At 65.4% G+C, this 22,765-nt stretch carries 20 protein-coding genes; 7 read left to right on the forward strand and 13 right to left on the reverse strand.

The features are described 5' to 3' along the window. Nucleotides 1-10: 10 nt before the first annotated feature. On the reverse strand, nucleotides 11-2,212 hold the full coding sequence (locus PJ259_RS05830; RefSeq protein WP_271655084.1) for an OsmC domain/YcaO domain-containing protein: 2,202 nt from the start codon (nucleotides 2,210-2,212) through the stop codon (nucleotides 11-13). A gap of 109 nt (nucleotides 2,213-2,321) precedes the next feature. Next, the gene (locus PJ259_RS05835; protein WP_271655085.1) at nucleotides 2,322-3,200 is read right to left on the reverse strand and encodes a LysR family transcriptional regulator; all 879 of its coding nucleotides are present in this window, start codon (nucleotides 3,198-3,200) and stop codon (nucleotides 2,322-2,324) included. A 106-nt stretch (nucleotides 3,201-3,306) separates the two neighbouring features. On the opposite strand from PJ259_RS05835, the gene PJ259_RS05840 reads away from it, so the two are divergent. From PJ259_RS05840 to PJ259_RS05855, 4 genes are all read left to right on the forward strand, one after another. Then, nucleotides 3,307-4,170 carry an SDR family oxidoreductase gene (locus tag PJ259_RS05840; protein WP_271655086.1) on the forward strand — a complete coding sequence of 288 codons (864 nt, stop codon included), beginning with the start codon at nucleotides 3,307-3,309 and terminating at the stop codon, nucleotides 4,168-4,170. A 101-nt stretch (nucleotides 4,171-4,271) separates the two neighbouring features. Then, nucleotides 4,272-4,622, forward strand: coding sequence for a sulfite-sensing transcriptional repressor BigR (gene bigR, locus PJ259_RS05845; RefSeq protein WP_423815125.1), 351 nt, complete (start codon nucleotides 4,272-4,274; stop codon nucleotides 4,620-4,622). Then, nucleotides 4,619-5,029: a YeeE/YedE family protein gene (locus PJ259_RS05850; RefSeq protein ID WP_271655087.1), complete on the forward strand. Its 411-nt coding sequence runs from the start codon at nucleotides 4,619-4,621 to the stop codon at nucleotides 5,027-5,029. Before bigR ends, PJ259_RS05850 begins: the two co-directional genes overlap by 4 nt. Then, nucleotides 5,026-5,472: a YeeE/YedE family protein gene (locus PJ259_RS05855; protein WP_271655088.1), complete on the forward strand. Its 447-nt coding sequence runs from the start codon at nucleotides 5,026-5,028 to the stop codon at nucleotides 5,470-5,472. Before PJ259_RS05850 ends, PJ259_RS05855 begins: the two co-directional genes overlap by 4 nt. Here the strand turns inward: PJ259_RS05855 and PJ259_RS05860 are convergent. Then, nucleotides 5,438-7,846 carry a membrane-bound PQQ-dependent dehydrogenase, glucose/quinate/shikimate family gene (locus PJ259_RS05860; RefSeq protein ID WP_271655089.1) on the reverse strand — a complete coding sequence of 803 codons (2,409 nt, stop codon included), beginning with the start codon at nucleotides 7,844-7,846 and terminating at the stop codon, nucleotides 5,438-5,440. The two genes, PJ259_RS05855 and PJ259_RS05860, sit on opposite strands and share 35 nt — an antisense overlap. Nucleotides 7,847-8,261: 415 nt before the next feature. Here PJ259_RS05860 and PJ259_RS05865 point away from each other — a divergent pair, with 415 nt between their 5' ends. Beyond that, nucleotides 8,262-8,993 carry an SOS response-associated peptidase family protein gene (locus PJ259_RS05865; RefSeq protein ID WP_271655090.1) on the forward strand — a complete coding sequence of 244 codons (732 nt, stop codon included), beginning with the start codon at nucleotides 8,262-8,264 and terminating at the stop codon, nucleotides 8,991-8,993. A gap of 247 nt (nucleotides 8,994-9,240) precedes the next feature. Here the strand turns inward: PJ259_RS05865 and PJ259_RS05870 are convergent, their stop codons facing one another. Together PJ259_RS05870 and PJ259_RS05875 are read right to left on the reverse strand one after the other, a co-directional pair. Further along, complete coding sequence (locus tag PJ259_RS05870) at nucleotides 9,241-9,984, reverse strand: hypothetical protein (protein ID WP_271655091.1); 744 nt, start codon at nucleotides 9,982-9,984, stop codon at nucleotides 9,241-9,243. 117 nt (nucleotides 9,985-10,101) lie between these two features. Beyond that, the gene (locus PJ259_RS05875) at nucleotides 10,102-11,076 is read right to left on the reverse strand and encodes a GlxA family transcriptional regulator (RefSeq protein ID WP_271655092.1); all 975 of its coding nucleotides are present in this window, start codon (nucleotides 11,074-11,076) and stop codon (nucleotides 10,102-10,104) included. A gap of 107 nt (nucleotides 11,077-11,183) precedes the next feature. On the opposite strand from PJ259_RS05875, the gene PJ259_RS05880 reads away from it, so the two are divergent. Together PJ259_RS05880 and PJ259_RS05885 are read left to right on the forward strand one after the other, a co-directional pair. Beyond that, on the forward strand, nucleotides 11,184-11,732 hold the full coding sequence (locus tag PJ259_RS05880; protein WP_271655093.1) for a cysteine hydrolase family protein: 549 nt from the start codon (nucleotides 11,184-11,186) through the stop codon (nucleotides 11,730-11,732). Between the two features lie 348 nt (nucleotides 11,733-12,080). After that, nucleotides 12,081-12,626 carry a ProQ/FinO family protein gene (locus tag PJ259_RS05885; protein ID WP_059315147.1) on the forward strand — a complete coding sequence of 182 codons (546 nt, stop codon included), beginning with the start codon at nucleotides 12,081-12,083 and terminating at the stop codon, nucleotides 12,624-12,626. A gap of 339 nt (nucleotides 12,627-12,965) precedes the next feature. Here PJ259_RS05885 and PJ259_RS05890 read toward each other — a convergent pair whose 3' ends face one another. The 8 genes from PJ259_RS05890 to PJ259_RS05925 all read right to left on the reverse strand — a co-directional run bounded on the left by PJ259_RS05890 (nucleotide 12,966) and on the right by PJ259_RS05925 (nucleotide 22,753). Beyond that, entirely contained in the window at nucleotides 12,966-14,522 is a 1,557-nt protein-coding gene (locus PJ259_RS05890) for a UxaA family hydrolase (RefSeq protein ID WP_271655094.1), read from the reverse strand. A gap of 13 nt (nucleotides 14,523-14,535) precedes the next feature. Continuing rightward, nucleotides 14,536-15,546 (reverse strand): zinc-binding alcohol dehydrogenase family protein, encoded by a 1,011-nt coding sequence (locus PJ259_RS05895; protein WP_271655095.1) that lies wholly within the window; start codon nucleotides 15,544-15,546, stop codon nucleotides 14,536-14,538. Then, nucleotides 15,546-16,730 (reverse strand): mannonate dehydratase, encoded by a 1,185-nt coding sequence (gene uxuA / locus PJ259_RS05900; protein ID WP_271655096.1) that lies wholly within the window; start codon nucleotides 16,728-16,730, stop codon nucleotides 15,546-15,548. Before uxuA ends, PJ259_RS05895 begins: the two co-directional genes overlap by 1 nt. 1 nt (nucleotide 16,731) lies before the next feature. Further along, complete coding sequence (locus tag PJ259_RS05905) at nucleotides 16,732-18,165, reverse strand: mannitol dehydrogenase family protein (protein WP_271655097.1); 1,434 nt, start codon at nucleotides 18,163-18,165, stop codon at nucleotides 16,732-16,734. Then, nucleotides 18,162-19,439: an MFS transporter gene (locus tag PJ259_RS05910; protein WP_059315152.1), complete on the reverse strand. Its 1,278-nt coding sequence runs from the start codon at nucleotides 19,437-19,439 to the stop codon at nucleotides 18,162-18,164. The genes PJ259_RS05905 and PJ259_RS05910 overlap by 4 nt, the downstream gene beginning before the upstream one ends. Before the next feature lie 71 nt (nucleotides 19,440-19,510). After that, nucleotides 19,511-20,539 carry a Zn-dependent oxidoreductase gene (locus tag PJ259_RS05915; protein WP_271655098.1) on the reverse strand — a complete coding sequence of 343 codons (1,029 nt, stop codon included), beginning with the start codon at nucleotides 20,537-20,539 and terminating at the stop codon, nucleotides 19,511-19,513. A gap of 14 nt (nucleotides 20,540-20,553) precedes the next feature. Further along, a complete protein-coding gene (gene manD / locus PJ259_RS05920) occupies nucleotides 20,554-21,765 on the reverse strand; it encodes a D-mannonate dehydratase ManD (protein ID WP_271655099.1) in 1,212 nt (403 codons plus the stop codon). 4 nt (nucleotides 21,766-21,769) lie between these two features. Then, complete coding sequence (locus PJ259_RS05925; protein ID WP_271655100.1) at nucleotides 21,770-22,753, reverse strand: sugar kinase; 984 nt, start codon at nucleotides 22,751-22,753, stop codon at nucleotides 21,770-21,772. Nucleotides 22,754-22,765 lie beyond the last annotated feature (12 nt).

Genomic DNA, 22,765 nt, shown 5'->3' on the forward strand with positions numbered 1-22,765 from the left:
GGGCTTTCCGTTAGAGCGCGATCCCAGCCGCCCTGGCCCGCGCCGCGTGCAGCTTGCGATAGCTGTCGATCAGCCGCAGGTGCTTGTCGAGACCTTCCAGCTTGAGGCTGGTGGGCGTCAGGCCAGGGAAGCGCACCTCGCCCGAGACCGAACCCAGGGCGGCGTCCAGGCGCTCGTCGCCGAACATCCGGCGGAAATTGACTTCGAAGTCGGCCAGTTCCAGTTCGTCGTCCAGCTCGACTTCCAGCACCGCATTGAGCGCCTGGTAGAACAGGCCGCGCTCCAGGGTGTTGTCGTTGAACTGCAGGAAGGTCTCCACCTCTTCCTTGGCCTCTTCGAATTGCTGCAGCGCCAGATGGATGAGCAGCTTGAGCTCCAGCACGGTCAGCTGGCCCCAGACGGTGTTCTCGTCGAACTCCACGCCGATCAGGGTGGCGATGCGGGTGTAGTCGTCCACCTGGGTATCGTCCAGGCGCTCCAGCAGCGACTCCAGGGTCGCATCGTCCAGCTGGTGCAGCGTGAGGATGTCCTCGCGCACCGCCAACGCCTTGTTGGTGTTGTCCCAGATCAGGTCCTCGACCGGATAGATCTCCGAATAGCCCGGCACCAGGATGCGGCAGGCCGGCGCGCCCAGTTCCTCGTACACCGCCATGTAGGCTTCCAGATCGTGCTCGGCGAGGATGCCGAACAGGGCGGCGGCCTCCTGGGCGGTGGAATCTTCGCCCTCGTGGGAGAAATCCCAGTCGACGAACTCATGGTCGGCCTTGGCGCTGAAAAAGCGCCAGGAGACCAGGCCGCTGGAGTCGATGAAGTGCTCGACGAAGTTGTTCGGCTCCATCAGCGCCTGGCTCTCGAACGTCGGCTGTGGCAGGTCGTTGAGGCCCTCGAAGCTGCGGCCTTGAAGTAGCTCGGTGAGGCTGCGCTCCAGGGCGATCTCCAGGCGCGGATGGGCGCCAAAGGAAGCGAACACCCCACCGGTGCGCGGATTCATCAGGGTCACGCACATCACCGGGAATTCGCCGCCCAGGGAGGCATCCTTGACCAGCACCGGAAAGCCCTGGGCCTCCAGGCCGCGGATGCCCTCGACGATGGCGGGATAGCGCGCCAGCACCGCCTCGGGCACGTCGGGCAACGCCAGTTCGCCTTCGAGGATCTCGCGCTTCACCGCCCGCTCGAAGATCTCCGACAGGCACTGCACCTGGGCTTCGGCCAGGGTGTTGCCCGCGCTCATGCCGTTGCTGAGGTAGAGGTTCTCGATCAGGTTGGAGGGGAAGTACACCACCTCGCCGTCGGACTGGCGCACGAAGGGCAGCGCGCAGATGCCGCGTGCCACATTGCCGGAATTGGTGTCGTGCAGGTGCGAGGCGCGCAGCTCGCCTTCCGGGTCATAGATCTTGCGGCAATGGCGATCCAGGATTTCCCGGGGCAGCGCATCCTTGGGGCCCGGCTGGAACCAGCGCTCGTCGGGGTGGTGGACGAAGGCCGCGTTGCCGATGTCCTCGCCCCAGTACTGGTCGTTGTAGAAGAAATTGCAGTTGAGGCGTTCGATGAATTCGCCCAGCGCCGAGGCCAGGGCCGCTTCCTTGGTCGCGCCCTTGCCGTTGGTGAAGCACAGCGCCGACTGCACATCGCGCAGGTGCAGCGACCAGACGTTGGGCACGATGTTGCGCCAGGAGGCGATCTCCACCTTCATGCCCAGGTTGGCCAGGATGCCCGAGAGCGTGGCGATGGTCTCTTCCAGCGGCCGGTCCTTGCCGGGAATGTAGGTCTCGCTGCCGGTATCGCTGGGCAGCAGCAGGGCCTGGGCATCGGCGTCGAGGTTCTCCACCGCCTCGATGATGAAATCGGGACCGGCCTGCACCGCCTTCTTCACCGTGCAGCGGTCGATGGATCTGAGGATGCCCTGGCGATCCTTGTCGGAGAGATCCGCCGGCAGCTCGACCTGGATCTTGAAGGTCTGCTTGTAGCGATTCTCCGGGTCGACGATGTTGCTCTGTGCCAGGCGGATGTTGTCGGTGGGGATGTCGCGGGTCTGGCAGTAGAGCTTGACGAAATAGGCCGCGCAGAGCGCCGAGGACGCCAGGAAATAGTCGAAGGGCCCCGGGGCCGAGCCGTCACCCTTGTAGCGGATGGGCTGATCGGCGATCACCGAGAAGTCGTCGAACTTGGCCTCGAGCCTCAGGTTGTCGAGAAAATTGACCTTGATTTCCATGCACAGCTTTCCGGTTTGAAGACAGATTGGCCGCCATTATCCGGACAAAGGGGCGCGGGCGATATGCAGGCCGTCGTTCCGTGGACCACGGAGCAGGCCTCGTCAGTCGCTAGTCCAGCAAAAAGGTGCCGTCTGGATACCGTGCGCAGAGGAAGTCGACGAAGGCCTTCACCTTGGGGCTCTGCAGTCGTCGCGAGGTGTGCAGCACCCAGAGTTCGGTCTCACCGGCGAGGGTGCCCCAGCGCCTGAGCGCGCCTTCGTCCAGCTGACGTTGCACCAGCGAAAGCGGTAATAGCGCCGCACCTGCCCCGGCCAGTACCGCCTCGCGGATGGTCAGCAGCGAAGTCAGCTGCAAGACCGGCTGGGGCAGGAAGCGCTCCCCATCCTCCGTCAGTGTCCAGACCTCGCCCTCGCGCTGGCCGGGCATGACCACCGCAGGCAGAGGTGCAGGTTCGGCGCCAGACGCGAGAGGGCCTTCGAGGCCCGGCGCAGCGACCAGCACCCGGCGGTCCCGGGCGAAGCAGCGACCCACCAGGGTGCTGTCGGGCGCGGGGTTGATACGAATGGCCAGGTCGAAGTGTTCCTCCACCAGATCGGCCAGGCGATCCTCGGCCACCACCTCGATGAGGATCTCGGGGTACTGCCGCCGGAAATCCGCACTCAGCCGGCCCAGCGCCACCTGGGAAAACAGCAGCGGTGCCGCGATGCGCAGCCGTCCGCGGGGCACAGCCACGCCCTCCTGCACCGCGGCCACCGCCTCCTGAATCTCGCGCAGCGGCCCCAGGGTACGAGCCGCCAATTCAACCCCGGCAGGCGTCAGGACGAGGCTGCGCCCGCCGCGCTCGATCAGGCGTATCCCTAGCGCCTCTTCCAATTCGGCCAGCCGCCGCGACAGGCTGGCCTTGGGTCGGCCACTGGCACGACTGGCCTTGCCAATGCCGCCGTGAGTGGCGATGAGCTGAAAATCGGCCAGCAGGCTGAAGTCCATCAGGATGTCTCAATAATGGAACGGTATGTCCCTATCCTAGCGGCTATTGGCGAAAGATGGGACGTCGTAAGGTGGCTCCACCCCTCACCCACCTGGAGTTACCGACATGACCATCCTCGTCACTGGCGCCACCGGCCGCGTAGGCCGCCACCTCGTCCACCAACTGGTACAGCGCCAGGCCAAGGTCCGGGTGCTGACACGCAATCCGGCCAACGCCGTTTTCCCCGCGGCGGTGGAAGTCATTCGCGGCGACCTGCTGGATCTCGATTCACTGCGCAGCGCCTTCGCTGGCGTTTCCACCCTCTTCCTGCTCAACGCCGTGACCGGCGACGAATTCACCCAGGCGCTCATCACCCTCAACATCGCCCGGGAAAGCGGGGTCGAGCGGATCGTCTATCTCTCGGTCTTTGGCGCTGACACCGCGGTCAACGTGCCGCACTTCGCCGTGAAGTTCGGCGGCGAGCGGATGCTGGACGCCATGGGTTTCAGTGCCACCGTCCTGCGGCCCACCTACTTCATCGACAACGAGGTCATGATCAAGGACATCATCCTGCAGCATGGGATCTATCCCATGCCCATCGGCAGCAAGGGCGTGGCCATGGTCGACGCCCGGGATATCGCCGAGGTCGCAGCCCTCGAACTTATCCGCCGCGATCAGGCGATCGACAAGCTGCCCAGCGAAACGATCAACCTGGTCGGCCCGGACAGCCTCACCGGCGCAGGCGCCGCGGCGATCTGGAGCGAACTGCTGGGCCGCCCCATCCACTACGCCGGTGACGATCCGCGCGGCTTCGAGCAGAACATGGCGACCTTCATGCCGGCCTGGATGGCCTACGAGATGAGACTCATGGCCGAGCGCTATGTCAGCGACGGCATGCTTCCGCAAACTGGGGACCGTGAGCGGCTGGTGCAAATGCTCGGGCGCCCGCTGCACAGCTATCGCGACTTCGCCCGGTCGCTGATCGACTGACCGTGCGCCACCCCTGAGCCTGGGCCGCCCGACGACCCCGACTTGCCAGCTAGACAATATACATTATATAAAACTGTATATTGAATAAGTCGGGCTTGCTCATGACCACTCCACCTACCAGACCCACCCCAGGCGCGGTCCTCTCCCCCCAGGACATGCAGACCCGCGCCCGGGAGGTGGCCGCCCTGCTCAAGACCCTGGCGCATCCGGTTCGCCTGCTGCTGGCCTGCGCCCTCGCCGAAGGTGAGTACGCGGTCGGCGAACTGGAAGCCCGTCTGGATATTCATCAGCCGACCCTTTCCCAACAACTCGGCGTGCTGCGTGAGGCTGGCCTGGTCACCACCCGCCGCGAGGCCAAGCAGATCTTCTACCGGCTCACCGAAGACAAGGCCGCCCAGCTGCTGCAGGCGCTCTACCAGATCTTCTGCCAGCCCGAGAGCCAGACACCATGATCCTCGTCTCCTATATGCCCGCCCTGGGCGGCGGTCTGCTGCTGGGCCTGGCCGCCAGCCTGCTGTTGCTGGTCAATGGGCGGATCGCCGGCATCAGCGGGATCTTCGGCCGGCTGCTCGGCGGACAGCAGGCCGGCACCGGCCTGGTCTTCGTGCTGGGCCTGGTGCTGGGACCGCTGCTGGTGAGCGGCCTGCACGCGCCTCCCTCCCTGACCGTGGACGCGACCTGGCCTCAACTGCTACTGGCGGGGCTGCTGGTCGGTTTCGGGACGCGGCTAGGCTCGGGCTGCACCTCCGGCCATGGCATCCTCGGCGTGGCCCGCGGTTCCCGCCGCTCGCTGGCCGCCACCGCCGTCTTCCTGGCCTGTGGCCTGGCCACGGCCACCCTGCTGGGACTGCTGCGATGAAATCGTTGCGACTGGTCGTAGCGCTGCTGGCTGGCCTGCTCTTCGGCAGCGGCCTGGCCCTCTCGGGGATGCTTGATCCCGCCCGCGTGCTGGGTTTTCTCGATCTCGCCAGCGGACGCTGGGACCCTAGCCTGCTGTTCGTACTGGGCGGCGCCCTGCTGGTGGCGTTGCCCGCGGTCCAGCTCCAGCGCCGGCTGGCGCGGCCCTTGCTCGACAGCGCCTTTCACCTGCCGCCCACCGTACCTGTCGACCGCCGCCTGCTACTGGGCGCTCTGATCTTCGGCCTTGGCTGGGGGCTGGCCGGGCTATGCCCTGGGCCCGCGCTGGCAGGCCTGGGGTTGGGTATCGCCAAGGTCCAGGGTTTCGTCGTGGCCATGGTCCTGGGGATGGTGCTGCATGACCGCGGCGCTAGTGGGCATTCCCAGGCAAGGCGTAGGCCTTGACGTAGTCCCCCGCCTTGGTGCCCAGACCACCATGACCACCTGCGGCGATGACCACATACTGGCGGCCATCACGCCCGGTATAGGTCATGGGCGTCGCCTGGCCCCCCGCGGGGAGGCGCGTCTTCCATAGCTCCTTGCCGCTGGCCGCGGAAAAGGCCCGCAGGTAGTTGTCCGCCGTGGCGCCCATGAAGATCAGCCCCGAGCGGGTATTGATCTGGCCGCCGATATTGAACATGCCGGTGGGGAACGGCGGCGCCATGTGCAGGCCCAGAGGACCCATGTCGCGGGTGGTACCCACGTCATGCTGCCAGGCCAGGGTGCGGGATTTCAGGTCCACGGCCGCCAGCTGTCCCCAGGGCGGCGCCTTGCAGGGCGCACCGAGCAGGCCGAGCCAGGGATCGACCTTGACCACATAGGGCGTGCCGTATTGCGGGTTGATGGCGAACTTCTTCGGCCGCGGCGGTGTGCCCTTGCCGTCCCAGGGCTCCACCAGCCCTTCGCGCTCAGCATCCGCCCGGGCATAGACCTCGGCCTTGAAGGGGATGTAGCTGAGGTTGGCATAGAGGCGCTTGCGCTCCGGGTCAATGGAGGCGCCATGCCAGTCGATCACGCCGTCGAACGCCGGATACACCAGGGTCGTCTTGTCCAGCTCGAAGGGCGTGAAGGCGCCCTTGTAGTTCATCTGGCGGAATTCGATCCGGCACAGCAACTGGTCCAGGGGCGACACGCCCCAGGTGTCGGACTCCTTGATCTCCGGCGGCGCGAAGGTGGGCATGCCCGTCGAATAGGGTTGGGTCGGCGCGACATGTTCCTCCGGCAGCCCGCCCTGGGGGGCCGGCTTTTCCTCGACCTGGGCGATGGGTTCGCCGGTCACCCGATTGAGCATGAAGAGTTCGCCGCGCTTGGTGGTCTGCACCAGCGCGGGGACGCTGTTGCCCTTGCCGTCCGGCAGGTCCACCAGCGATGGCCCTATGGGTACGTCCATGTCCCAGAGGTCATGGTGCAGCGTCTGGAAACTCCAGCGCGGCGCACCCGTGTCCACGTCCAGCGCCACCAGGGAGCTGGAATACTTCTCGTCGAAAGGTCTGCGCTCGGCGCCGTAGTAGTCGGGCACCGCATTGCCGGTGGGCAGGTAGATGATCCCGCGCGCTACATCGGCGGTATAGACGCCCCAGGCGTTGGGCGTGCCCCGGGTGAAGGTCTGGTCTGGCGCCGGGTGGACCACCGGATCGTCCGGATGGCCGATATCCCAGGCCCAGACGATCTCGCCATTGATGGGGTTGAAGGCCCGCACGGCGCCTGATGGCTCGTTGGTCTTCTGGCCGTCATAGATCCAGCCCCCGAGCACCACGCGGTCGTGGATCACCAGCGGTGGCGAGGTCACGAAGTGAAAGCCCTTGGGTACCTCGCCCAGATACTGCCGCAGCGAGACATAACCGCCTTTGCCGAAGTCCTGGCACAGCTCCCCGGTACGGGCATTGAGGGCCATGATGCGGGCATCGCCCACCGACGAGATGATGCGCTCCGGACAGGCCGTCGCCGTTCCTTCGGGGGCCTTGTAGTAGGCCACGCCACGGCAGGCCAGGTAGGCATTGTTCGAGGTATCGGCGCGCGGATCGAAGCGCCAGCGCTGCTCGCCGGTGTCCGGATCGAGGGCGATGACTTCCCGGTGCGGGGTGCAGAAGTAGAGGGTGTCGCCAACCTTGATCGGCGTGGCCTCGAAGTTGAATTCGTAGCCGTGCTTGTTTTCGTCGCCCCTGGGCAGATCGCCCGTGCGGTAGGTCCAGGCTTCCTGCAACTGGCTGACATTGTCAGGCGTGATCTGCGCCAGCGGCGACCAGCGCTCGCCTTCGGCGGTGCGCCCATAGAAATTCCAGTCACCCTCGGCGACACCCGAGGCATTGGTAGTCACCTGACTACCTGGCGCGACGCCTGCCAGAGGCTGGTCTGGCGGATAGGGATGGGCGAAGAACAGACCGCCGACCAGGACCGCGGCGGCCAGGGGAACGATCACATAGCCTGCCCCTGAAACCCTGCGGTTGCCATCCAGGCGCCGACGGATGAAGGGCAACAGCAGATAGAGCCCCAGCAGGGTCGGTAGCATGAGTCGGGGTTCGAGCTTCCAGACGTCGGGGCCAACCTCCCAGAACGCCCACAGCACGCTGCCCAGCCAGACGAGGCCGTACACCCACAGCGCCAGCCGGCGCCCCTTCATCAGCAAGCCGCCGGTCAGGCAGAGGCCTATGCCGGCAACCAGGTAATAGGCGCTGCCGCCCAACAGCAGCAGCCAGGCCCCGCCAGCGGCCAGCAGTATGCCGAGGAGCAGGATGAGCAAGCCGGATAACCGGGGTTTCGTCAGGAGCCAGGACTTCATGCGTCTTATCTGCCAGGTTTGTTGTTCTCCACTGGCAGACTAGGCACCACCGGCTGGTGTTCAAATGTTTTGCAAGAAATTTCAAAGATGGCGAGAGGTGGAACTAGCCTTGCTCTGCCTACCTGCAGGCTCACTCGCCTGAAGATCGCCCGAGCTGGACCGCTGTGGCCCTTCCTCACTACGGGCGGTGCCTGGCCACGAACTGTGCAGAGGCCCTCCCCCCGATCAGCCACCACCGGTCTCGTTTTCATGATGAGGCCGGCGCGGACGCTGCGGGTACTTCAGCCAAACGTCACTGTCCAAGCCTCTGACGAGTTGCCTCGGCGAACAGCGGGCAGTGGACTTCCGCTTGCGGACCGTCCAGGCCAGCGCCAAGGGCGCCACTCGCCTTCATCCCTCGCCCCAGGAGGCGCCCATGTGTGGCCGCTTTGCCCAGTACCGTTACGCTCTCGACTATCTGGACGCCCTGGGCGCCAATGCGGCTGACGTCCGCACCGGCCTGGAGCCTCGCGCCCTGGGCCGCTACAACGTGGCACCCGGCACCCGGGTGCTGCTGCTCAATCAGCAGGAGGATGGCTTGCACCTGGACCCGGTGCTCTGGGGCTACCAGCCCGCCTGGGCGCGCCACGCCAAGCGCCCACCCGTGATCAATGCCCGCGTCGAAACGGCGGCCACCAGCCGGATGTTTCGCGGCCTCTGGCAAAGGGGCCGCGCCCTGGTGATCGCGGACGGCTGGTACGAATGGAAAAAGGATCCTGAGGACCCGAAGCGCAAGCAGCCCTATTTCATCCAGCTGAAATCCGGCGAGCCGCTGTTCTTCGCCGCCATCGGCCACTTCCGGCCGGCAGACCAGGCACCCCAGGAGGATGATGGCTTCGTCATCGTCACCGCAGCTTCCGACGCCGGCATGGTCGATATCCATGACCGCCGCCCCCTGGTCCTGCCCCCGACCATTGCCCGCGAATGGCTGGATCCCGAGCTGTCCATGGAACGCGCCGCCGAGATTGGTGAGATCGAAGGAACGCCGGTGGAGGCCTTCCACTGGTATCCGGTCGGCAAGGCCGTGGGCAGCGTGAAGAACGATGGGCCAGAGTTGCTAACTAGGATCGTCAAGCCAATGGTGTCAAAGCCAATTCGCATCAATTAATCAGGACTCAACCATGACATTAACCAACAAAACTTAAAACCCAGCGACCGATAGCTCACAATCAATTTACAGAAAATCAACCTCACGAAACTAGAGCCATCTTAATAGCTATGTAATAAAAGTCATCTACAATTCAACCATTAATTCAAAATGATTTCTCTAAAAATTGAGAACACCCCCCTACAGCTGACCAACTGGAAAAGCTTGACAACCCATCACCATCTTAAAATCGGAATATCTCTGAAATTTAAAAAGTCTTCTGGTAATTACAGGAGACTACTTTAAAGTGAACGTCAGAGTAAGGAAAGTATGCAAGAATTCGCCCTCCATCGAGAAACACAACACCCTTCGCTTGATTGGCCCAAGGATCAGTACAAAGATGATTTTCGTAAAAATCAGCCCAGAGCGCAAAATTCATAACTGCAGATTTAAACTCGATATTAATTCTCATCATGAGAGCAAGAAAAAAAGGAATGAAAAATAGCAGAACAATGAAATAAATAATTTTCTTACCACGACCTACAACTCTTCTAGCCAACAGCAAGTAAACCAGATAATAACCACCCAGCAATACAGAAAAACCTAAAAAAACCTGATACGCTATACCAATAACACCTTCACGATACAAAACGCCAAAAGGTGTAAAAAGCACTGTTAGCAGTATTGAGGTGATACCAAAATACTTTGCATCTACACCAAACAAGCTATTGATTGTATCTGCAGCCCACTTTTGACCATAAGCCCAGTAGACAAAAAACACAGCAGCGGCGAAAATCCTGACAGGCCATACTTCAAACTGACCACGAATACTCTTCCCACGCTCTGAAATACCAAGCCAAAAAACCCCCAGCACAAATGGCAATAACCCGGTAAAGGCAATCGATACGAGAATGACAACTCCTATCTTTGACCAAAGAGCCAAGATAAGCAATAGAAGCCATAAAGCGAAAATTATCTTAACAGCGCTGGAGAACGGCGTTTTAGCGCACATAGTTTAGGACCTGTACGAAAATCAGATAAGTACCTACTAGGCTACGAAAATATTAAAATATTTCAAGGATTATATTTGGCCAGCAAAAAAGCAATACAATTAGTATTGCCCAGGCATTCATCTATTCCCGAACCGACGCCGGTAATCCCCCGGGCTCAGTCCCACGACACGGGTGAAGACTTTGCGGAAGGCGCCCGGATCGCTGTAGCCCACCTCCCAGGCGACGCGTTCGAGGGGCAGACGGCTGGCCTGCAACAGCTCCCGGGCGCGGCCGACGCGCAATTGCTGACAGTAGGCGGTGGTGGTCATGCCAGTCGCCTGGCGAAAGCGGCGTAGAAAGGTGCGCTGTTCGAGTCCGGCGCGCTGGGCCAGGGTAGCCAGGGCGATGTCCTGGGCGCCGGTTTCCTGCAGCCACTCCTGAACGGCGAGGACGGCGCTGTCGCCATGGCTCAGGCGCGGCGAAAAGGCGCTGTAGTAGCGCTGCTGTCGACCCGGCGGGTCGATGACCAGGAGGCGCGCGGTATCGAGCATCCGCTTGACACCCAGGTACCGATCGACCAGGCGCAGGCCGAGGTCGGTCCAGGCCATGAGGCCGCCTGCGGTGACGAGATCCTCGCCATCGATGAGGAGCTGGTCGGCATCCAGGCGGACGGCAGGGAAACGCGCATTGAAGCGCTCGACATAGAGCCAGTGGGTGGTGGCGGTGCGACCGTCCAGCAAGCCGGTTTCAGCCAGCAGAAAGGCGCCGGCGCAGATCGAGGCCAAACGCACGCCGCTCTGGTGCTGGCGACGTAGCCACTCGCGATAGGGCGCAGCAGCCTCCGGTGTGATCGGCTCAGCCAGGCTGGGTGGCAGGATCAACACGCTGGGTGAGCCGCTCGCTGTGGGCAGCGAGTCGTAGACCCGCCTGGGTGCCGCTTCGCCCTCCTCCAGCCGCCAGTGGCTGACGCGCAATCGAGGGCGCTCGGCATCCTCCGCGGTCCCGGTCAGGCGCCCGGCGATCTCGAACAGATCCGTGAGGCCGTGGACCGTCGCCAGTTGCGCGCCGGGATAGAGCAGCAGACCGAGTTCGACCGGTGGTTGATCGTGCATGTGTCGCTGGCACCCCTGATGTTGTCGGTCACGCCCCTTCGCCTGCCGGCGCGGCTGGCCAATCATGACCGGACCCAAGACCTGAAGCATCTTCCGAGGAGCTGGACATGAGCAAGCACGCCGTCGTCGTCATCGATCTGCAGAACGAATACCTCCCCACCGGCAAGCTGCCCCTCGACGGCATCGAGGCCGCGGTCGCCAACGCCGCCCGGATCATCGCCAACGCCCGCGACCAGGGCGTCCCGGTAATCCATGTGCAGCATCAGTCGCTCAGCAGCGAGGCACCGATCTTCGTGCCTGGCAGCGAGGGCGTCACGATCCAGGCGGCCGTCACGCCCCAGGCTGGCGAGCCGGTAGTGGTCAAGCATCATCCCAATGCCTTTCGGGAAACCAACCTGAAGCAGCTGCTGGACGAGCGTGGTATCGGCTCGCTCGTCGTGGTGGGCGCCATGAGCCATATGTGCATCGATGCGGGCGTCCGGGCCGCGGCCGACATGGGCTACGCCGTGACGGTGATCCACGATGCCTGCGCCACCCTCGATCTGGAATTCGAAGGCGTCCGGGTGCCGGCTGCCCAGGTGCATGCCGCCCTGATGGCGGCGCTGGCCTTTGCCTATGCGAGCCTGGAATCCACCGACGCCTATCTCGCCGGCTAAGGCGCTGGCGAAAGGTTGCCCAGGCCGGCGAGGAATTTCAGCCGTCGCGCCGCAGCCTCAGGTACCGGCTCGACAGGGTCGGCCCCGTGCAGCAGGTATTATCCAGCCGATGTTCGGACTTTTTTCCAAAGACGCAGTAGGTATCGCGCCTGACCGGTGGTAGCTAGAAAACACCCGTCAGGACCACCATCCGCCGGGAAGGACACTTTCAAGGATGCCTTATCGGCAGGCCAGCCTTTAGAATGACGAGCTAACCGGTTTGGCCGTGCCGATTTGCAAAGGGCGCGGTCCAAGCCCGGCATGGGTTACCCTTGCACGTGAATTCTATTTGGAGCGGTGAGCTGAACGATGGGCTTTGAGCAACTAGCTGAACTACGCGACCGCCTGCGGGCCGAGAAAGCGCAGGTAACGACCGAGAGCAAAGAGCGACCGGCGCGGAGACCTTCACCGAAAGCCAAGCCCCGCGAGCAAAAGCCCCGCGAGCAGGATCCGGTGGTCGAGGGCATCCGCCGTCTGCAAAAGCATTTCCCGCTGGCCTTCCCGGTCAACCCTGCGCCCAAGGTGCCGCTCAAGGAAGGCATCCTGAAAGACGCCGAGCAGCACCTGGAGCGGCTGGGCATCACCGGTGACCAGCTCAAGCAGGCCATCGCCACCTGGTGTCGCGGCACTCGCTACTGGGCGGCCATGACCGAGGACGCGCCCCGTCTGGACCTGAATGGCCAGCCGGCAGGCAGCGTGACCGCTTCCCAGGCGGTCTATGCCAAGCAGCAGGCGCGCCGCCAGCGCGCCCAGGCCCGCCGCGAGCAGGCCAAGGCCAAGGCTGAAACGGCCTCGCCCGCCGAGCCCGAAGCCACCGAACCCGTCGCCGCTCCCGCGGACGGCGAATCGGCCTGACGCCGATGGCGCGCTGCCCTGGGCGGCGCGCCACTCGACGACGGGTTGCTGTTACAGCAGCAAGGCTACTTCTCCGGTAACGATCGCGACTGGCGCGGCCATCTGGTGGTCGCTATCTCCGTCGCCACACCCCTTTCATCCTTGCAGCGTTCGCTGCGGGGCCGAAGTCTGGCACCTGCCCCGCAGCCGGGATAGCCGAGCCTGATAGGCTTCATCGCGTCATTCCATGACGTCGAGCACCCGCCTCCACGCAACAGCCTCGGCCTCGAATGGGCGGCACCCTTCACCCACCCAGGGGATGCAGGTGGCCCGCTGTCTATCAGGCGAGTGCGGCACCCTTCAGGTCACCGCACCCAGCTGCCAGGGCACGAACTCGTTTTGCCCATAGCCATGCAGCTCGCTACGGCTACGCTCTCCCGAGGCCAGGGCCAGCAATCGCTCGAAGATGAAGGCGCCGCGCTCTTCCAGAGTGGTGCTGCCATCGACCAGGCCGCCGCAATCCACGTCCATGTCATCACGCTGGCTCTCCCAGAGCCGGGTATTGGTGGCGATCTTGAGCGATGGCGTCGGTGCACAGCCATAGGCGGAACCGCGTCCGGTGGTGAAGGCGATGAGGTTGGCACCGCCCGCCACCTGGCCGGTGGCCGAGACGGGGTCGTAGCCGGGGGTGTCCATGAACACCAGACCAGGGGTGCGCACCGGTTCGGCGTAGCCATAGACCGCCATGAGATCGGTGGAGCCGGCCTTTATCACGGCGCCGAGGGATTTCTCCAGGATGGTGGTGAGACCACCCGCCTTGTTGCCCGCCGACGGATTGTTGTCCAGGCTGGCGCCCGCACGGGCGCAATAGTCCTCCCACCAGCGGATGCGCTCCACCAGTCGCTCGCCTACCGCCGGGCTGGCGGCGCGCCGGGTGAGCAGGTGTTCGGCGCCGTAGATCTCCGGGGTTTCCGAAAGGATCGCGGTGCCGCCGGCGGCCACCAGCAGATCCACCGCGCGGCCCAGCGCCGGGTTGGCACTGATGCCTGAATAGCCGTCCGATCCGCCGCATTGCAGACCAAGGATCAGATGCCGGGCGCTGACCGGTTCGCGCTCCACCTCGTTGGCCGCAGGCAACAGGGCTTTTACGGCTTCAATGCCGCGAGCAACGGTGGCGGTGGTACCGCCGCTGTCCTGGATGTTGAGGCTGCGCAGCCCCGCATGCTCGGCGAGACCCTGGTCAGCCAGCAGCGTGGGGATCTGGTTGGCCTCGCAGCCCAGGCCGATGAACAAGACGGCGGCGAAATTGGCATGGGCCGCGTAGCCGCCCAGGGTCCGGCGCAGCACCGCCATGCCCTCTCCCTGGGTATCGATGCCGCAACCGACGCCATGGGTCAGGGCTACCACGCCGTCGACATGGGGATAGGGCTGCAGCGCCTCGGGGTGGACGTCTCGCCGGAAGTGGTCGGCCACTGCCCGCGCCACCGTCGCCGAGCAATTCACCGAGGTGAGGATGCCGATGTAGTTGCGGGTCGCCACCCGACCATCGGCACGGACGATGCCCCGGAAGCTGCGCTCGATCGGCACCGGCGCGCCACGGGCCTCGATGCCGAAGGCATGCTCCCGGGTGAAGTCGCCCATGGCGAGGTTGTGCACGTGGACGTGGCTGCCCGCGGTGATGGCCTCCCGGGCGAAGCCGATGATCTGACCATAGCGTCGTACCGGCTCGCCCACCGCTATAGCACGTACGGCAACCTTGTGACCGGCAGGCACAGGTTCGCGAACCTGCACCCCCTCCTCCGGCAGTTCCAGGCCCGGCACCAGTGGCTGGCGGGCGATGAGCACATCGTCCTGGGGATGCAGGCGCAGGGTGGCGCGGGTGGCCGCCGCGGCGCCGCTACGGGTGATCAGTTCCATGTCCGTCTCCGCTTCAGCATTCGATGAGGGCCTTGACCACGCCCTCGGCAGGATCGAGCAAGGGTGGGAAAGCCTCGGGCACGTCCTCCAGGCGCAGTCGGTGGGTATTCAATGCCTGGGTGGGTACTAGCCCGCGCCGGAGACAATCGTGCACGTGGCGGAAATCCTCGGCGGTGGCGTTGCGGCTACCGAGCAGGGTCGTCTCGCGCTTGTGAAATTCCGGATCGGCAAAGCTCAGGTTGCCCTGGACGATGGACACCAGCACGTACTTGCCGCCATGGGCGATGAAGGCGAAGCCGCGCTCCATGGCGCGGGGATTACCGGTGGCGTCGAACACCACATCGAAAAAATCACCGCCGGTGAGGTCGCGCAGGCGCGCCTCGTCATCCTCGCCAAGCGCGACCGTGGCCTGCACCCCCAGATGCTCGGCGCAGAAGGCCAGGCGATCGGTACGGCCGTCCAGCACCGTCACCCGCGCCCCGCGCAGGCGGGCGAACAGCGCCACCGCCATGCCGATGGGACCGGCGCCCACCACCAGCACCTGCTGCTGGGCGGCCACCTCACCACGCCGCACCGCATGGGCGCCAATGGCGAGAAACTCCACCATGGCCGCCTGGTCGGCATCCAGGCCATCCGCACGGAACAGTGCGCTGTGAGGCAGGCTCAGGTAGCCGGTCATGGCGCCATCACAATGCACGCCCAGGACCTGGATGCGGGTGCAGCAGTTGGTCTTGCCCTGGCGGCAGGCCACGCAGTCGCCACAGGACAGATAGGGCATCACATAGACCAGATCGCCCTCGGCGAGGCCCGAGTCGGCTTCGGTCTCGGTCACCGTGGCGGAGATCTCGTGGCCCATGACCCGCGGATAATTCAGGTAGGGCTGGTTGCCGGAAAAGATGTGCAGGTCGGTGCCGCACACCCCGACCCGCTCGATGCGCACCAGGGTTTCGTCCGGGCGACGCGAGGGCTTCTCCCGCTGCTCGGCGCGCAGCAGACCGGGCTCCTGACAGACGATGGTCAACATCAGTGTCTCTCCTCTTCCAGGCGCCGCACGGCCTGTTCCACGCCGCGCAATTCCGCCAACCCCTTGAGCCGGCCGATCAGTGAGTAACCTGGATTGGTCCGTCGGCCCTGATCATCCAGCAGTTGGTGACCGTGATCCGGTCGCATCGGCAGGCGCGCACCGCCTTCGCGTTCGCGGCGACGCTCCTCGCGCACCAACTCGCGGATCACCCCGACCATGTCCACGTCGCCGTCCAGATGATGGGCTTCGTGGAAGCTGCGTGGATCTTCCTCACGGCGGGTCGCCCGCAGGTGGACGAAGTGAATGCGCGAGGCGAACTGGCGGGCCATGGCTACCAGGTCGTTGTCGGCGCGCACGCTATAGGAGCCGGTGCAGAAGGTCAGGCCGTTGGCCGGGCTGGGCACCGCCTCCAGCAGCCACTGGGCGTCGGCGGCGGTGGAGACCACGCGGGGCAATCCCAGCAGCGGCCGGGGCGGATCGTCCGGATGCACCCCCAGGCGGATCCCTACCTCCTCCGCCACCGGCACCACGGCCTGCAGGAAGACCGCCAGGTGCTCACGCAGGCGCGCGGCGTCGATCCCGGCATAGGTGGCCAGCAACTGTCGGAGGTCGGCGACCGAATAGCCTTCCTCGGCACCGGGCAGCCCGGCGATCAGGGTGCGTACCAGCTCTTCGCGACCGGCCGCGTCGAGACCGTCATGATAGCGGCGCGCGCGTTCGATCTCTGCGGCGGAGTAGTCCGCTTCGGCCCCATCCCGCTGCAGGATGCAAAGGTCGAAGGCGGCGAAGGCATCCTGATCGAATCTCAGCGCCCAGCCGCCGTCGGGTAGTCGATGGGCCAGCTGGGTGCGGGTCCAGTCCAGCACCGGCATGAAGTTGTAGCAGACCACGTCGATGCCGCACTGGGCGAGGTTGCGCAGGCTCTGCCGGTAGTTGTCCAGGTAGCGCTCGCGCCCCGGCAGGCCACGCTTGATGTCCTCGTGCACCGGGATGCTTTCCACCACCGACCAGCTCAGACCCGCCGCCTCGATCAGCGCCTTGCGCTCGGCGATGGCCGCTAGCGGCCAGACCTCGCCATTGGGAATCTCGTGCAGCGCCGTGACGATGCCGGTGGCACCGGTCTGGCGGATATCGGCGAGGGAGATGGGATCGCGCGGGCCGAACCAGCGCCAGGTATGTTCCATGTCAGACTCCTTGATCGGTCAAGTCGGCGATGGCTGCGCCTATGCCCGCCTCGGCGATGCGCCGATGGGCCCGCTGCACCGCTTCGCGGAAGGCGGCCTGCTCGGCCAACGCGGGCGGAAAGACCTCGGCCAGCGCCAGGACGGCATCGACCCGCGCCATGCCCTTGGGCAAGGCGGCCAGGGTGGCGCGCAGGGGATCGTCCAGCGCCTCGCCCTCACCTTCACCAAAGTGAATCCAGGCCGCCACGCCGAGGGCGGTACAGGAGAAATCACCGCCCTGCTCCAGCAGCCGCTGGGCCCCCAGCAGCCAGCGCTGGGGCAGCTTCTGCGAGCCATCCATGGCGATCTGCCGCAGCCGGTGCTGCAGGGCATCGTTGCGAAAGCGTGCGACCAGGGCTTCGGCATAGGCATCGAGGTCGACACCGTCGGGCATGTCCAGGGTCGGCGCCGCCTCGCGACTCATGTAGCGGTGCACCAGGGCGGCCAACTGGCGGTCGGCCATGGCCTCGGCCACGGTGCCGTGGCCGGCCAGGCTGCCCACATAGGCCAGTAGCGAATGGCTGCCATTGAGCAGCCGCAGCTTCATGGTCTCGAAGGGGCGGACGTCCGCCACCATCTGCACCCCTTCGTGCTCCCAGTCCGGGCGTCCCTGGGGAAAGCGATCCTCGATCACCCACTGGCTGAAAGCCTCGCCCACCACCGCAGCGGGATCGTCACAGCCAAGGTCGCGCAAACGGGCGAAGGCGGCCTCGTCCATGGCCGGCACGATGCGATCGACCATGCTGCAGGGAAAGGCCACCTCGGTGGCGATCCAGGCCGCCAGGTGGGTGTCCTGGGCCTCGGCCAGGGACATCACCGCCTGTCGGGTGCGCTGGCCGTTGTCCGGCATGTTGTCGCAGCAGAGCACGGTGAAGGGAGCGATGCCCGCGGCACGGCGCCGGCGCAGCCCCTCCACCAGCAGGCCGGGCGCCGTACGCGGGGTGCGCGGTTCGGCCAGGTCGTGGACGATGCCCGGATCGTCGCGACGCAAGGCGCCACTGGCCGGGCTCAGGCAGTAGCCCTTCTCCGTCACCGTCAGGCTGACGATGCGCACCCCGGGATCGGCCAGCCGCGCCAGCAGGGCTTCGCGGTCGGCTCCGCCGTCACCGGCATAGAGCACTTCGCGCAGGGCGCCGATTTCACGCAGCACCCCCTCGCGTTGGTTGCGGTACTCCGCCACATGATAGCGACCGCCGCTGGCCTGCAAGGTCTCCACGAGGGCCCGCCCGGATCTCAGGTTGGCGCTGCACAGGCCCCAGGCGCCGCCACCGTGGCGGGCCAGGTTGCGCTCCAGGTAGACCGCCTGGTGGGCACGGTGGAAGGCGCCCAGGCCCAGGTGGACGATGCCGATGGCCGGCACTGGATAGCGCGAGGGAATGCATTCGAAATCGCTCATCGGACGCCTCCCGCTGCCAGCTCGGCCGGTGCGTCAGCCGGCCGCTCGGCCAGTGGCTTGACGAAGCGCGCCACGCACAGAGAACCGATCACGGTGAGGGCGCCAGCCAGCAGGAAGGCACTGGTGAAGGCGCCGGTGAATTGCACCAGGTAGCCGGTCACCGCTGGGCCGATGATGCCCGAGGTGTTGGCCAGGAAGTGCATGAAGCCACTCACCCCGCCCACCCGTGCCGCCGGCACCGTGTCCTGGATGATCGCCCAGTAGATGGCGCCGGTCAGGTAGAGGAAGAATACCGAGAGCGCGACCAGCGCCACCGCGGCATAGAGGGTGCTGACCAAGCCGGCCACGGCGATGCACAGGGCGCAGGCCAGCAGACAGGTCACCAGCACCACCTTGCGCGAGAACATCAGCCGGCCGGTCTTGCGGAACACCCAGTCGGACAGGTAGCCACCCACCGCCAGGCCAATGAAGCCCAGCACCCAGGGAATGACCGTGGCGATGCTCATGTCCTTCACGTTGAGGCCGTAGGCCTGGATCAGGTAGCTGGGGAACCAGGTCAGGAAGAAGAACAGCGTGTAGTTGTAGGCGAAGAATGCCAGGGCGGTGAACAGCACCGTGGGCTGGCGCAGGTAGTACTTGAGCGGCCGCACCTCGGTATCCACCACGGCCACGGCGCGCTCCTCGGCGGCGATGTCGGCGGCCAGCTGGCCGGTCGGCTTGTCCTTGATCCAGAGGTACCAGACCACCGCCCAGACGAAGCCGATCAGCATGATGACGACAAAGGACACCTTCCAGCCGTAGGCCACCGCGATCACCCCGACGATGGGGCCGGAGATGGCACCGCCCAGGGGCGTGCCCGACATCGACAGGCCCAGGGTGCGTCCGCGGTTATGGGGCGCGTACCAGTTGTTGACCATCTTGCTGGTGGAAACGCTCAAGGGACCCTCGGCCATGCCGAACAGCACCCGGATCACGATCAGCGCAGCGAAGCCCGAGGCCAGCACCGTAAGGCCGCTGAACGCCGACCAGAGCACCATCGCCAGTAGCAGCGTGGTCTTGGCGCCGTAGCGATCGGCGGCCCAGCCACCAATGAAGTTGAACGCCGCATAGCCGACGAAGAAGGCGCTGAACAGCAGCCCCATCTCCCCGGCGCCCAGCCCGAAGTCCTTCTGGATCAGGGGCGCTGCCACCGACAGCGCCGAGCGATCCAGATAATTGACGACCCCCGCCAGGAACAGCATGACGAGTACCAGTCCACGACCTTGTCCAGCCATTTGTTACCTCCCGCTCATTGTCTTTATTCGGTAAGGCATCAGAGAACTCCCCGAGGGGGGAGCGTGTTTTTTCAGGCGTTACCACCCCACTGCACCAGCACCTTGCGCGTCTGCTCGGGGTGCTTTTCGATCAGCTCGATGGCGGCCGGCATCTCCTGGCTGGCCACCTGGTGACTGATCAGCGCCGCGGCATCCAGCTTGCCTGCCGCCAACAGCTCGATGACCCGCGGAAAACGCCCGTTGTTGAGCCGCGAACCTACCAGGGTCAATTCCTTCTTGATGATCTCCAGCTGCACCAGCTCGCTGGGCGTGGCGCTGAAACCCAGCAGGCCGATGCGCCCCGCCGGCGAGGCCAGGCGAACGATCTCTGGCAGCAGGGCCGGATGGCAGGCCGCATCGACGATCAGGGGTACGCCCTCGCCACCGGTGGCCTCACGCAGCGCCGCTTCCACGTCGGTATCGCGGCCGTTGAGGGTCCGCGTCGCCCCCAGGGCACGAGCGGTGGACAGGCGATCATCGAGTACGTCGGTGACGGTGATGTCTTCGATACCCAAGGCACGGCCCATCTGCACCAGGGTCAGGCCGATCACACCCGCGCCATAGATCAGCAATGAATCGCCGGGAAAGACCTGCATCCGCTCCAGCACATTCAAGGCGATGCTGTAGGGCTCGACCAGCGCGGCCTGCGCCAGCGGCAAACCGGGCGGCAGGCGATGGGCATTGGCCGCGGGCACGCAGACCTCTTCGCTGAAGCCGCCATCGCGATGCACACCCAGCACCTGCAGGCGACTGCAGACGTTGGGGCGGCCGATGCGGCAGGGATAGCAGTTGCCGCAGGCGATCACCGGATCGACGCAGACCGGGTCGCCCACCGCCATACCGCTGACCCCCGCGCCCACCTCGCGCACCACGCCGGCGAATTCGTGGCCGGTGACGCGGGGAAAGCGCACGAAGGCGTTCTGCCCATGGATGATGTGCATGTCCGAGCCGCAGATGCCGGCATAGGCCACCCCGACCCGGACCTCGCCGGGCGCCAGCGCGGGCACCGCGACCTCTTCGATGCTGAACTCGTGGGGTGCTCTGACCTGAAAGGCTTTCATCCTGGATTCCTCGCTCACCAATGCCACAGGGTGCCGTCCACCAGCCGGTTCACCGGCAGGCTGGCGCGTTTGTAGGGATAACGGGCGGCGAGGTCCTCGTCGATGTCCACGCCGTGGCCGGGCACCTCGCCCGGGGTGAAATGGCCGTCCTCGAAGCGATAGGCATGGGGAAAGACCTCGTCGATGCGCGCCTCGTGGGGCATGTGCTCCTGGATGCCGAAGTTGGGTACCCAGGTGTCGAAGTGCAGCGCCGCGCCCATGCACACCGGCGACAGGTCGGTAGCGCCATGGAAGCCGGTGCGCACCTGGTAGAGCGCCGCCAGGTCGGCGATGCGCCTCATGTGGGTGATGCCGCCGGCATGCACCAGGGTGGCGCGGATGTAGTCGATCAGCTGTTCCTGGATCAGCTCGCGGCAGTCGTGGATGGAGTTGAACACCTCGCCCACCGCCAGCGGCGTGGTGGTGTGCTGGCGAATCAGCCGGAAGGCCTCCTGGTTTTCCGCCGGGGTGCAGTCCTCCAGCCAGAACAGGTTGTACTCCTCGACACGCTTGCCCAGCCGGCCCGCCTCGATGGGCGTCAGCCGGTGGTGCACGTCGTGCAGCAGATGCAGGTCGTCACCGAAGCGCTCCCGCACCGCAGCGAACAGATTGGGGACATGGTTCAGGTACTTGGCGGTGTCCCAGACGTGCTCCGCCGGCAGATCGCTGTCGGCCGGCTCGTAGCGCTCGCCCTCGCGCTTGGCCACGCCGTAGGTGGTGGGGATGCCCGGTACCCCGCACTGCACCCGTACCGCGCGATAGCCCTGCTCGACATGGCGGGCCACCTCGTCCAGGCAGCTCTCGATGTCCTTGCCGGTGGCGTGGCCATAGACCATCACCCGCTCGCGGCTCTTGCCGCCGAGCAGCTGGTACAGCGGCAGGTTGGCGGCCTTGGCCTTCAGATCCCAGAGCGCCACGTCCACCGCAGCGATGGCGGTCATGGTGACTGGGCCGCGCCGCCAGTAGGCCCCGCGATAGAGGTACTGCCAGATGTCTTCGATGCGGTGGGCGTCGCGGCCGATCAGCGCCGGCAGCACGTGTTCCTCCAGGTAGGCCACGACCGCCAGCTCGCGGCCATTCAGGGTGGCGTCACCCAGGCCGTACAGGCCTTCGTCGGTGACGATCTTGAGCGTGACCAGATTGCGGCCGGGACAGGTGACGATGACGCGGGCTTCGGTGATCTTCATGGGTTCAAGCCTGGGCAGTGAGAGAAAGAGACAGGGGCGGCATTGCCGGCATGGCCGCGCGCGGGATGAGCGCGCCGGGATGCTGGATGACCGTGGCGGCGAGGCGATGGCCCCAGCGGGCGGCCACGTCGGGCGCACCACCCTGGAGGCGGCAGGCCAGGTAGGCAGCGCTGAAGGAATCGCCGGCGGCCGTGGTGTCGACCACCCGGGCGACCGCTTCGCCATCCACCTCCTGGCGCCCCTGGCGATCCTGCACCAGGCAGCTGCGCGCACCCCGCTTGAGCGCGACCTCGGCCACCCCCCACTCGGCGTACTGGGCGAACAGCGCGGCTTCGTCAGCGAAGCCGAACAGCGCGGCGTCGTCCTCCCAGGTCACCAGCGCCAGATCGGTGAGCTGCAGCAGCCGCTGGTAAGCCGTGCGCGCGGCCTGGACGCCTGCCCACAGCCGTGGCCGGTAGTTGTTGTCGAACACAAGGCGGGTACCTGTGGCGCGTGCTTCACGCAAGGCGGCGAACAGCCGCTCGCGCCCGGTATCGGTCAGCACCGCGAGGCTGATGCCACTGAGATAGAGCACCTGATAACCGGCCAGCGCCGCCAGCAGGGGCTGGGCGTCGGCGCCGTCGAAACATTCGCGTGCCGCCGCCTCGCCCCGCCAATAGAGAAAGCGCCGCTCGCCATCGGCGTCGGTCTGGATCAGGTAGAGGCCCGGCAGGCGCCCGGGCAGCACCCGCACCCGCTCGTCACTCACGCCCTCCTCGCGCCAACGGGCGCGCATTGCCTGGCTCAGGGTGTCGTCGCCCACCGCGGTCAGGTAATCCACCTGCACCTCGCCATCCTCCAGCAGGCGCCGCAGGTAGACGGCCGCATTGAGCGTGTCGCCGCCAAAGGCCTGGGCCAGTTGCCCATCCGCCTGGGTACGCAACTCGACCATGCACTCGCCGATGAGGCCGATGCGAGTCAGCGGGGACGAAACGAGGGGCAGCGTCATGCAGATTCCTTT

This window comes from Pseudomonas sp. JBR1, from assembly GCF_028198185.1.
Classification (GTDB): domain Bacteria; phylum Pseudomonadota; class Gammaproteobacteria; order Pseudomonadales; family Pseudomonadaceae; genus Chryseomonas; species Chryseomonas oryzihabitans_E.